Origin of the sequence: Rathayibacter sp. PhB151, assembly GCF_004366415.1 — a bacterium.
In the GTDB taxonomy this organism is placed as follows: domain Bacteria; phylum Actinomycetota; class Actinomycetes; order Actinomycetales; family Microbacteriaceae; genus Rathayibacter; species Rathayibacter festucae.
On record NZ_SOEN01000003.1, the window covers coordinates 1 to 9,595 of the forward strand.

Here is a 9,595-nt window from a genome sequence, read left to right on the forward strand (position 1 = left end):
TCACAAGACCCGGACGGGGTTATAAATTTGGCATTGAACATAGTGCACGCTGTTGAGTTCTCAAGAATCGGACACATCCCGCCTCCACACCTGAAAAGGTGCTTCACAACGGAAGTGATCGAAGATGTTGCCTTAGTCGGAAGACTTCGCTAAGCTGGAGAAGTTGTTCTCTCAGCCGCCGTGGCAACTTGACTAACTTAGCACATCCGCAGGCCGTGTCAAATCCGGCTTCTTCGCGATGCCGTTGCGCTCGTAGGCGCTCCGACGTTGCTCGGTTCCGAACCTGAGTCCGTCGCCGGGCGGCGAAGTTGCTGGACCCGAGGGATCCTGCGAAGGCTTTACATCCGTGCGGCAGACCTGACCCGAAGGACTGTCTTGCCGAGTGGATGGTGCCGAATGAGGCCGGGACGTTGAACCGTGCTCCCTGAGGAGCCCTGTTCTTCCGTTTCCCTGCGGCCTGTGTGGCGACTTGGAATAAGTTACGGCCCGATCCCGGCACTGTCAAACCGGGCCCCCGAAACCGCTCATCCCGGGCGTGTCGCGCTGGGGGTCCTCCCCAGGGCGCGGATGTCCGGACTCTCCACCGACCGCGCGGTCGGCCCTCCTCCGCCCCGGTACTGCTGGCCACAATGGGCGCATGTCTCTCCCCGACCAGCCCCGTCCCCTGCTCGCCTCCCTCGAGGAGGCGGTCGCCGCGATCCGCACGGCGGCGTCGGACCGGCGTCTCCTCCTGGTGGGAGTGACCGGATCGCCGGGCGCCGGCAAGTCCACGATCGCCGAGCGGCTGCGTGCTCGCCTTCCCGGTGCACTCGTCCTCCCGCTCGACGGGTACCACCTGCCCCAGCAGCGTCTGCGCGAACTCGGCCGGCGCGAGCGGATGGGTGCGCCGGACACCTTCGATGTCGTGGGATTCCTCGGGGCCTTGCGAAGTCTGCGGACCGCGCAGCCGGGCGACACCGTGCGGGTCGCCTCCTTCGATCGCACGATCGAGGAGCCGGTGCCGGAGTCCCTCGCCCTCCCCGTGGGCGAGCGGACCGTCGTCCTGGTCGAGGGCAACTACCTGCTGCTCGAGGACGACGGCTGGGGTGAGGTCGCCGGCCTCCTCGATCTGACGCTGCACCTGCGGGTCGAGCCGACCCTGCGTCGGCGGCGACTGGTCGCGCGGCACCTCCGCTTCGGCAAGACCCTCGAGGAGGCGATCGCCTGGACCGACGGGCCCGACGAGCGGAACGCGGAGCGGATCGAGGCGGCGGGTGCCCGGGCCGACGCGATCCTCGAGGAGTCCGCTCCCCGCGCCGTGCGGATCCTGCACCTCTCGGACACGCACCTGCTCGCCGACCCCGCTGCCCGGTACAACCGCATCGTCGATCCGCGCGCCGCACTCGACGCGGTGCTCGCCGCCCACTCCGCCGTCGCCGACCTCGACGCCGTCGTGGTGTCCGGCGACCTGAGCGATGACGGCGATGCCGAGTCCTACCGGGTTCTGCGCGCGAGGCTCGAGGAGTGGTGCGCCGAGCGGGATGCCGCGCTCGTGCTCGCCCTCGGCAATCACGACGACCGCGAGGGCTTCGGCTCCGACGGGGCCTGGAACACCGAGGTCGTCGTGCGCGGGGTGCGGATCCTCGTGCTCGACTCCTCCGTTCCGGGCGGAGCGTCCTGGGGACTCCTCGCCGAGCCGACGCTGGCCTGGCTGCGGAGTCGAGTGGCCGAGGACCCGGAGACACCGACGGTCGTGGTGCTGCACCACCCTCCGATCGAGGCGGTCACCCCGCTGCACCGCCGGATGGGACTCGCGAATCCGCACGACTTCTGGGAGGCGGTCGCGGGATCGACGCTCCGGGCGGTGCTCGCCGGCCACTGGCACCACGCCTTCGTCGACACGAGCCACCCCGCTCCGGTGGTGGTCGCTCCCGGTGCCGCGAATCGGACCGACGTCCTCGCCGGGCCGCAGCACGAGCGGTCCATCGCCGCATCGGGAGCCGCGATCGTGGAGATCCTGCCGAGCGGGGTGCGCGTGACGAGCACCGAGATCGATGCTCCGCACCGGGGCACCGAGCTCTTCGACGTCAGCGGGGAGGTGCTCGCCGACTGGCAGCGACGCCTCGGGTTCCCGGGATGACGCCGTCGCACCGAGGGGTGACGCCCATCGGACGGGGAAGCGGACGGCGCGGGGCCGCATGCGACAGCCCGCGCCGCCCGCTGCTCGGGGGCGCTCGGTCCGGGGGGACCGGGCGGAGGTGCGCGGCACCGGGATCAGCCGGTACCGCGCACCAGGGGGTCAGGCGTGGATGCCGACCTCTTCCGGCGAGACGTCCGCGCCGGGGGCGGAGGGCTCGAGGGCCTCGGCGACGCGCTGCGACAGCGAGCTGTCCACGTTCGCCCAGTACTGGAGCACGCGCTGGCGCAGCTCCGGGCGGGTCACCTTGGAGACGTGGCCGGCGATGTTCGCGACCAGTCGCGCCTTGGCGTCGTCGTCGAGGACGTCGCGGTAGAGCGTGCCGGCCTGGCCGAAGTCGTCGTCCTCGGGGTGCAGGGTCGCCGCGGCCCGCGTGAGCGCGCCGTCGGTCTCCCAGCCGGGACCCTCCGCCGCGCGGGCGGGGTCGGCGTGCGCGCCGCCCATCGTGTTCGGCGCGTAGACGGGCACCTCGGAGCGCTGGAAGTCGAAGCGCATCGCGCCGTCCTTCGAGTACGAGTGCACCGGCGACTTCGCGGCGTTGACCGGCAGCTGCGCGTGGTTGGTGCCCACGCGGTAGCGGTGCGCATCGGCGTAGCTGAAGATGCGCGCGAGCAGCATCTTGTCGGGGCTGGCCTCGATCCCGGGCACGAAGTTCGAGGGGGCGAAGGTCGCCTGCTCGATCTGCGCGAAGTAGTTCTCCGGGTTGCGGTCGAGGGTCATCGTGCCGACCTCGATCAGCGGGTAGTCCGCGTGCGGCCAGACCTTGGTGAGGTCGAACGGGTTGAACCGGTAGGACTCCGCGTCGGCATACGGCATCACCTGGACGGAGAGGGTCCACGAGGGGTGGTCGCCGCGGTCGATCGCAGCGGACAGGTCGCGGATGTGGAAGTCCGCGTCCTCGCCGGCGATCTGGTCGGCCTGCTCCTGGCTGAGGATCTCGATGCCCTGGTTCGTCTTGAAGTGGTACTTCACCCAGAAGCGCTCGCCGGCGGCGTTGACCCACTGGTAGGTGTGCGAGCCGAAGCCGTCCATGTGCCGCCACGAGCTCGGCAGTCCGCGGTCGCCCATCAGCCAGGTGACCTGGTGCGCCGACTCGGGCGAGAGGGTCCAGAAGTCCCACTGCATGTCGTGGTCGCGCAGGTGGGTGCCGGGCAGGCGCTTCTGCGAGCGGATGAAGTCGGGGAACTTGATGCCGTCGCGGAGGAAGAACACCGGGGTGTTGTTGCCGACGAGGTCGTAGTTGCCCTCGCTCGTGTAGAACTTCAGCGCGAAGCCGCGCGGGTCGCGCCAGGTGTCGGGCGAGCCCTGCTCGCCGGCGACGGTGGAGAAGCGGGCGAGCATCTCGGTCTCGACGCCGGGCTGGAAGAGCGCGGCGCGGGTGTACGCGCTGACGTCGCCGGTGGTGACGAAGCGGCCGAAGGCGCCGCCGCCCTTGGCGTGGACGACGCGCTCCGGGATGCGCTCGCGGTTGAACTGCGCGAGCTTCTCGAGGAGGTAGTGGTCGTGGAGCGCGATGGGGCCGTCGGCTCCGACGCTGAGCGAGTGCTCGTCGCTGGCGACGGGGGCTCCGGCATCGGTCGTCGTGAATCGTTCCTCGGTCATGAGTCCTCCTGTCGGCGGAGCGCTGTCTCGCCCTCCGCGGCGGTGATGGCGGGCGCCGGCCGGGTCTCGGCCTGCGCGAGGCAGTCGGGGCAGGTGCCCCAGAACGTGATGTCGGCCGTGTCGATGGCGAAGCCGCTCGACGACGACGGGTGCAGGCAGGGCGCCTGGCCGACGACGCAGTCGACGTCGGCGACGGCGCCGCAGCTGCGGCAGACGACGTGGTGGTGGTTGTCGCCGACCCGGAGCTCGAAGCGGCGGGCGTGACCCTCCGGCTCGATGCGGCGGGTGAGGCCGGCCTCGGTGAAGGCGGCGAGGACCCCGTACACGGCCTGGGCCGAGGCGTCGGGCAGGTCGACGCGCACCCGCGCGAGGATCTGATCGACGTCGGAGTGCGGATGCCCCTCGAGCGCCTGCAGGACGGCCCGCCGGGTCGCGGTGGCCTTGAGCCCGGAAGCTCTCAGCCGGTCGTCCGTCATCGTCATGAGGACAAGGCTACCGAGTTGTGTTGAATAGTTCAAAACAACGGCGCGTCGCGTGGGTGCGCCGGCGCCGGGTGCGCGTGCTGGCGGGTGGGTCTCGATACGCCGCTGCGCGGCTACTCGACCAGCACGCGCGGTGCGCTCGCGTTCCTCGCGTTCTTGCTGATCGAGTAGCCCGCGCAGCGGGCGTATCGAGATCCACCCCCGTCAGCACGCGGGTCTGCAGACCGCCCCGCTGGGCACGGCGGGTCTCGATACGCCGCTCCGCGGCTACTCGACCAGCATGTTCGCCGCCGATGGAGCAGCCCGCGGAGCGGCCCTTCTCGCCGGTGGAACAGCCCGCGAAGCGGACCGCTCCTAGGCGACCGGGCCCTCGACGAGGGTGACGGTCGCGGATTGCGAGGTGCCGGCGGCGGTGGTCCAGGTGAGGGTGACCGATTCGCCGGGCTCGCGCTGGGCGAGGTCCGCGGAGAGAGCGTCGCCCGAGGTGACGGCCGTGCCGTCGACCGCGGTGACGACGTCGCCGGCCACGAGACCCGCGGCGGCAGCGGGGGTGCCCTCGATCACGCCGGCGATGACGGCGCCGGACGCGGTGCTCGCGCCGGAGACTGCTCCGGAGGCGGTGCCCGCCGTCGTGCCGGACGGCAGCGAGACGCCGAGGAAGGCCGGGTAGCCGATCGCGACGGTCGACGTGTCGGCGCCCGCCTCGATCGTCGCGACGATGTCCAGGGCCTTCGAGATCGGGATGGCGAAGCCGGTGATGTCCGCGGTTCCACTGGAGGCGGCGGTGTCGATGCCGACGACCTTGCCTGCCGCGTCGACCAGCGGGCCTCCCGAGTCGCCCGCGACGATGTCCGCGTCGACCTGGATCAGGCCGGTGAGCTTCTCGCCGGTGATGCCGGTCTCGGCCTGGGTGGTGATGCTCTGGTCGAGGGCCTCGACCGTGCCGGCCGCGGCGACCAGGTTGCCGGTGCCCTTCGCGTTGCCGACGGCGGTGACGGCGTCGCCGACCGCGACCCCGTCGGTGTCGAGGGTGGCCGGAGTGAGGCCGGAGGCGTTCTCGAGCTGGAGCACGGCGATGTCGTTGGTCTTGTCGGTGCCGACGACGCGGGCGGTGTACGCCTGCCCGGTGCTCTCGACCGTGACGGTGATGCTGGTGGAGCCCTCGACGACGTGATTGTTGGTGAGGATCATGCCGTCGGAGGTGAGGATGACGCCGGTGCCGGCGGAGGTCGCGCCCTCGTAGGTGAGGTCGGAGGTGATCGTGACGACGCCGGCGGTCTGCGCGGTGCTCGCGGGGACGGCGTCGGTCGCCGTGGACGTCGAGGTGGAGCCGGAGGCCCCCGAGCCGGTGCCGCCCGAGCCCGAGCCGTATCCGTATCCGTATCCGTAGACCGACCCACTGCCGGAGCCGTCTCCCGAGGAGGACCCGCCCGAGTAGGGCAGCACGACGATGCCGCCGCCGAAGGAGCCGCGGGAGCCGCCGGGGTAGACGATGGTGCTGGCGGCGCTCGACGAGGCGGCCGAGGCGGACTCGGAGCGGCCGGCGAGCGAAACGCCGCCCGCGGTGACGCCGATCAGCAGGGCGAGCCCGGCACCGCCGGCGATCAGGGCGCGGCGGCGGCGGCGGCGGTCGTCGGTCCGGAGCGCCTGGCGCTCCTCGGCGCCGGTGGGGTCCGTCGCGGTGGCAGCGGGCTCGCGCTCGGCGCCGTGGGATTCGGGTGACTCGTTCATGATGCGTCCTCGTGGCCGGGGCCGCCCCTGACGGCGACCGGAGTCCATTCGACGACCCGCCGCATCGCGCGGGCTGGACGCTGCCTATGGCGATCCTATGAACCCGGCGGCGCCCCCTCCTCCGACTTCCTCCCGCTCGGAAATAGTTGTGGCTACAACTGAGTTGGACCTAGCATGACCGGCATGACCACCTCCTCCCCCGACCTGCTCGCCCCCGACACCGTGATGGGGGCGGTCACCCTGCGCGTCGCCGACCTCGACGCGATGGTCGCCTACTACCGCGACGCCGTCCTGCTCGATCTGCTCTCGCAGGACGGCTCCGTCGCGGTGCTCGGCCGCGGCGGCGTCCCGGCGGTGATCCTCCAGCACGCGCCGGAGCTGCGGCACGCGGCCCCGCGCAGCGCCGGCCTGTTCCACACCGCGATCCTCTTCGAGTCGGAGGCGGCCCTCGCGGCCGCCGTGCACAGCGTCGCGACACGGCACCCCGGCTCCTTCACCGGCAGCTCCGACCACCTGGTGAGCAAGGCGTTCTACTTCGACGACCCGGAGCACAACGGCGTCGAGCTCTACTGGGACCGCGACCGCACCCAGTGGTCCTGGACGCACGGGCGGATCGAGATGTCGACGCTCTTCCTCGACCCGAACGCGTTCCTCCGGGAGCACCTGACCGAGGAGGCGATCGCTCAGCCGCGGCTCGGCGGCGCCTCGGTCGGCCACGTGCACCTGAGCGTCGGCGACGTCGCGACGGCGAAGGAGTTCTACGTCGACCGCCTCGGCTTCGAGACGACGATCGCCTACGGCGGGCAGGCGCTGTTCGTCTCGGCCGGCGGCTACCACCACCACATGGCGATGAACACCTGGAACTCGCTCGGCGCGGGGCGGCGACAGCTCGCGCTCGGGCTCGGGCAGGTCGAGATCGTCGTGCCGGCGGCGGACGATCTGGGTGCGCTCGGCGAGCGCCTGCGCAGCGCGAAGGTCGCCACCGCGGACGACGGGCGGACGCTGTCCTTCGAGGACCCGTGGGCGAACACCCTGCGGGTGACCGCGGCGGCCTGAGCGGAGGCACCGAAGGCCGGCGATCCCGGGACGGATCGCTGGAAAGCCGGGCGGGTACGATGGGCGCGCGGAGATCCGCACAGCCCCTCGAGACTCCGGAGAACACGGTGCCCACGATCGTCGTTGAAGTCATGCCCAAGGCCGAGCTGCTCGATCCGCAGGGGAAGGCCGTCGCCGGCGCGCTCTCGCGCCTCGGCCACGCCGCCGTCACGGGCGTGCGGGTGGGCAAGCGCTTCGAGATCACCGTCGACGAGGTGACCGACGAGGTCCGCGCCTCGATCGCCGCCCTGGCCGACGACATGCTGTCGAACTCGGTGATCGAGGACGTCGTCGGCATCCACTACCCGGAGGCGTGAGCATGCGGATCGGCGTCATCACCTTCCCCGGCTCGCTCGACGACCGCGACGCCCAGCGCGCGGTCCGGTTCGCCGGCGCGGAGCCCGTCGCCCTCTGGCACGGCGACCACGACCTCGACGGCGTCGACGCGATCGTGCTGCCCGGCGGCTTCTCCTACGGCGACTACCTGCGCTGCGGCGCCATCGCCTCGCACTCGCCGATCATGCGCGAGGTGATCGACGCGGCGAACGCCGGCACCCCCGTCCTCGGCATCTGCAACGGCTTCCAGATGCTGACCGAGGCGCACCTTCTGCCCGGCGGCCTGATCCGCAACGACGTCGGCTCCTTCGTCTGCCGCGACCAGCGGCTCGTCGTCGAGAACGCCGGCACCGTCTGGACCAGCGACTTCGAGGCCGGCCAGGAGATCACGATCCCGCTGAAGAACGGCGAGGGCGGCTACATCGCCTCGGCCGAGACGCTCGCGGAGCTCGAGGGCGAGGGCCGCGTGGTCTTCCGCTACCTCGGCGCGAACCCGAACGGCTCGATGAACGACATCGCAGGTGTCGCGAACGCGCGCGGCAACGTCGTCGGCCTGATGCCGCACCCCGAGCACGCGGTCGAGCCAGGCTTCGGCCCGGACACCCCTGCCGCGATGCGCTCCGGCGTGGACGGACTCGCGTTCTTCACCTCCGCGGTGCGCGCGCTGGTCACCACGGCCTGACGCCCGGCCGCGCTACTCCCGCGCGGCGCGCAGACCCGCGATCTCGCGCGCTGCGCCGTGGAGCGCGAGGACGGCCGCGGCGTGCGCCTCGGGCGCGAAGGCGGCGAAGGCGGTCCGTGCCGCCGCGGCCGCCGCGCGGACCGGGGCGCGGTCGCGGCAGAGTCGCTCGAGGTACTCGGCGAAGGCGGCGGGCTCGACGGGTGCGAGCAGTCCCGGGCCGTCGAGGCCCTCCGTGAGGGCGGGGTCGACGTAGAGGATCCCGCGGCCGCCCTGCAGCGCCTCGACCACGACCATCGGCTGGTTGTCGAAGCCGGACGAGGTCAGGGCGACGAGATCGGAGCGGCGGTAAGCGTCGCCGATGCGGCGGTTCTCGACGAAGCCGCGGAAGACGACGGCCGGGGATCCCGCGGCGAGCCGGACGGCGCGGGCGAGTGACGGACCGGTGCCGATCACCTCGACGCGGAGGGCATCGGGGTCGCGGGCGAGGACCGCGAGGCAGGCCTCGACGAAGGGGACGAGCCGCTTCTCCGGTGCGCACCGGCCGACCCAGAGCAGGCGGAGTGGACCGGGGGTGTCCGCGGCGACGCGCTCCTCGATGCGGTGGCCGGAGTCCCGCCGGATCACGGTGTTGGGCAGCACCTCCACCCGCTCCAGGCCCGCGCGACGGAGCGCCTCGGCCTGGTGGGCCGACGGGGAGATCACGAGATCCGCGCGGGCGGCGGCGCTCCGGGTGACCTCGCGGAGGAGCGCGCCGAGGCGGTCGTCGCCGCCGCGGTCCGGCCGCGGTCGGACGCCCGTCACGGCGGCGACGTAGGTCGCGGCGAGCGGGGCCAGCACGCGGCCGGCGCAACCGGGCACGCCGCGCCAGAAGAAGGTGTGCACTGTGGCGACCGAGGGGATCGAGAGCGCCGCGGCGACCTCCAGTGCGGCGACCGCGAGGCCGAACTCGGAGTGGACGTGGACGGCGCCGACCCCCTCGTCGCGGAGCAGCCGCTCGAGCAGGGCCCGGGTGCGGCGGGAGTTGCGGACGACCGGCAGTTGCGCGACGGGGATCCGGGGTGCCGGGATCGGGCGGACGTCGATGCCGTCGAGCGGCAGCGTCGTGGCGGAGCGGGGGACGACCAGCAGGACGCGGACACCCGCCTCCACGAGGCTCCGGCACTCCGCGACCATCGCCGTCTGCGCGCCGCCGGTGTAGTCGAGCGCGTAGTCGCTGACGACCGCGACGGGCGGCTGCGCCGCCGAGGGAAACCGAGTACTGCTCATGACCATCGGGCGACGCTAGCAGCGGCCGGAGGGGCGGCTCCGCGGAGGCGCGTCGGGCGGCGCTGGCTGCGGCCGGGCGCCTCGGGAGGCGCGATGCGTGCTGCGCAGCATGCTGGTCGAGCAGCCCCGAAGGGGCGTATCGAGCGGCGAAGCCGCTTCGCGTCTCGGTGGTGAGGGAAAACTGCTTGTGGCTGGGCGGGTGTGGTTCGAAGATGGTGGTGTCGT

8 protein-coding genes are annotated in these 9,595 nt (G+C 72.2%); 4 read left to right on the top strand and 4 right to left on the bottom strand.

What is annotated here, in order from left to right; all coding sequences use genetic code 11:
• Window positions 1-637 precede the first annotated feature (637 nt).
• Window positions 638-2,119 carry a metallophosphoesterase gene (locus EDF35_RS00530; RefSeq protein WP_133960436.1) on the top strand — a complete coding sequence of 494 codons (1,482 nt, stop codon included), beginning with the start codon at window positions 638-640 and terminating at the stop codon, window positions 2,117-2,119.
• Between the two features lie 159 nt (window positions 2,120-2,278).
• On the opposite strand, the gene EDF35_RS00535 is transcribed toward EDF35_RS00530, so the two are convergent.
• The 3 genes from EDF35_RS00535 to EDF35_RS00545 form a co-directional block, all read right to left on the bottom strand.
• The gene (locus EDF35_RS00535) at window positions 2,279-3,778 is read right to left on the bottom strand and encodes a catalase (protein ID WP_123447080.1); all 1,500 of its coding nucleotides are present in this window, start codon (window positions 3,776-3,778) and stop codon (window positions 2,279-2,281) included.
• On the bottom strand, window positions 3,775-4,260 hold the full coding sequence (locus EDF35_RS00540; RefSeq protein ID WP_185019989.1) for a Fur family transcriptional regulator: 486 nt from the start codon (window positions 4,258-4,260) through the stop codon (window positions 3,775-3,777). Before EDF35_RS00540 ends, EDF35_RS00535 begins: the two co-directional genes overlap by 4 nt.
• A 354-nt stretch (window positions 4,261-4,614) precedes the next feature.
• Window positions 4,615-5,991 carry a trypsin-like peptidase domain-containing protein gene (locus EDF35_RS00545; RefSeq protein WP_208322990.1) on the bottom strand — a complete coding sequence of 459 codons (1,377 nt, stop codon included), beginning with the start codon at window positions 5,989-5,991 and terminating at the stop codon, window positions 4,615-4,617.
• Between the two features lie 174 nt (window positions 5,992-6,165).
• Between EDF35_RS00545 and EDF35_RS00550 the strand changes: the two genes are divergently transcribed.
• The 3 genes from EDF35_RS00550 to purQ all read left to right on the top strand — a co-directional run bounded on the left by EDF35_RS00550 (window position 6,166) and on the right by purQ (window position 8,104).
• Complete coding sequence (locus EDF35_RS00550; RefSeq protein ID WP_132437446.1) at window positions 6,166-7,047, top strand: VOC family protein; 882 nt, start codon at window positions 6,166-6,168, stop codon at window positions 7,045-7,047.
• A 107-nt stretch (window positions 7,048-7,154) separates the two neighbouring features.
• Entirely contained in the window at window positions 7,155-7,403 is a 249-nt protein-coding gene (purS, locus tag EDF35_RS00555; protein ID WP_133960437.1) for a phosphoribosylformylglycinamidine synthase subunit PurS, read from the top strand.
• Window positions 7,404-7,405: 2 nt separating this feature from the next.
• Window positions 7,406-8,104, top strand: coding sequence for a phosphoribosylformylglycinamidine synthase subunit PurQ (gene purQ, locus EDF35_RS00560; RefSeq protein WP_133960440.1), 699 nt, complete (start codon window positions 7,406-7,408; stop codon window positions 8,102-8,104).
• A gap of 12 nt (window positions 8,105-8,116) precedes the next feature.
• Here the strand turns inward: purQ and EDF35_RS00565 are convergent, their stop codons facing one another.
• Complete coding sequence (locus EDF35_RS00565) at window positions 8,117-9,376, bottom strand: glycosyltransferase (protein WP_133960438.1); 1,260 nt, start codon at window positions 9,374-9,376, stop codon at window positions 8,117-8,119.
• Between the last annotated feature and the right edge of the window lie 219 nt (window positions 9,377-9,595).

Excerpts from the sequence above, each read along its gene's own strand:
- EDF35_RS00530 (WP_133960436.1), top strand. The coding sequence starts at position 638 with ATGTCTCTCCCCGACCAGCCCCGTCCCCTGCTCGCCTCCCTCGAGGAG.
- EDF35_RS00535 (WP_123447080.1), bottom strand. The coding sequence starts at position 3,778 with ATGACCGAGGAACGATTCACGACGACCGATGCCGGAGCCCCCGTCGCC.
- EDF35_RS00540 (WP_185019989.1), bottom strand. The coding sequence starts at position 4,260 with ATGACGATGACGGACGACCGGCTGAGAGCTTCCGGGCTCAAGGCCACC.
- EDF35_RS00545 (WP_208322990.1), bottom strand. The coding sequence starts at position 5,991 with ATGAACGAGTCACCCGAATCCCACGGCGCCGAGCGCGAGCCCGCTGCC.
- EDF35_RS00550 (WP_132437446.1), top strand. The coding sequence starts at position 6,166 with ATGACCGGCATGACCACCTCCTCCCCCGACCTGCTCGCCCCCGACACC.
- purQ (WP_133960440.1), top strand. The coding sequence starts at position 7,406 with ATGCGGATCGGCGTCATCACCTTCCCCGGCTCGCTCGACGACCGCGAC.
- EDF35_RS00565 (WP_133960438.1), bottom strand. The coding sequence starts at position 9,376 with ATGGTCATGAGCAGTACTCGGTTTCCCTCGGCGGCGCAGCCGCCCGTC.